Source organism: Vibrio sp. 1874 (genome assembly GCF_033344395.1).
In the GTDB taxonomy this organism is placed as follows: Bacteria; Pseudomonadota; Gammaproteobacteria; order Enterobacterales; family Vibrionaceae; genus Vibrio; species Vibrio alginolyticus.
On the sequence record NZ_JAWPOR010000127.1, the window covers coordinates 1 to 1,169 of the forward strand.

Below are 1,169 nucleotides of genomic sequence, written 5' to 3' on the forward strand. Positions count from 1 at the left end.
TAAAATTAGCTTAGTATCAAGTTTGAAGTGCGACACTTTTTACAGATGCGCATGAATATACTCCGTTGGTGTTCTATACCCAAGCCTTTTGCGTGGGCGTGTATTTAATTTGTGTGCAATTTCATTGCAGAGCTTCTGTGTTACGTGTGACATAGAAGTTCGTTTTGGTAAGTATTGTCGTATCAAGCCATTGGTGTTTTCATTAGTCCCTCGTTCCCATGAGTGGTATGGATTTGCAAAGTAAAACAGACAGTTATGGTGTTTTTCTAGTTGTGCGTAACCATGAAACTCAGTGCCATTATCCGCAGTTATCGTCTTAAAAGGTAAGTCAGAGCGGGTCATGATTTTGCTCATTCTTACGTTGAGCGACTCGCTTGTCCTATCGTCCATTTGCCCAATAAAAGTGTAGCCAGTCATTCTGTCGACTAAAGTCACGATACAGTGCTTGGTTCCGCGGCCAACGACGGTATCAATTTCCCAGTGACCAGGCTCTTTTCGATGTTCAGCTTTTGCTGGTCTTTCGGTAATATGACGCTTTGCTGCCAGCCGACCTCGGCTGTCTTTTGAGTTATACCTTTTACGCCTTTTCTTGGTGGATTGGCGTAGGTGTTTCCATAGTGTTCCACCGAGAGTTTTGTCATTCCAAATGTGCTGATAAATGAGCTCGTGGCTCATTGTTGGATAGCCTCTTCCCCTTAGGTATCCGACGATTTGGTCAGGACTCCAGTCCAGTCGTAGCAAGGCCTCAGGTAACCTAAAGTCGATTTCGCTGTAGCGCTTATTTCTGCGCGAGCGACTCAGCCGGTTGCGAGCCATTTGTTGGGCTCTCCATGCCTGATAGGAGTACCTTTTAAAGTGTCTGTTGTATCGGGAGTTGCGTTCAATTTCTCGATAGATAGTGGCTTTGTGACGCCCCAGTTGTTTAGCTATTTTAGCGGTACTAATCCCTTGCTTTCTGAGCGCAGAAATCATATACCTTTCGTTCTCAGTGAGGTGCGTGTATCTCATGTTTTTTACTTCTTGGCGGGAGCAAACTTCATGATTATCGCATTTCACTGTTTTTATGTTCAGAGGTGTCGCACTTCGTACTTGAATCCAAGTCACATAACAAGCAATTTAAGAGGGATTCACAACGCTTGGCGCTCTCACTTCAAGTCAGCTAAGTGTTT

Annotated in this window: 1 protein-coding gene; it reads right to left on the bottom strand. The window is 44.5% G+C overall.

Going from position 1 to position 1,169, the window contains the following annotated elements:
• Positions 1 to 39 precede the first annotated feature (39 nt).
• Entirely contained in the window at positions 40 to 1,008 is a 969-nt protein-coding gene (locus R8N46_RS25030; protein WP_159404068.1) for an IS30-like element ISVa6 family transposase, read from the bottom strand.
• Positions 1,009 to 1,169 lie beyond the last annotated feature (161 nt).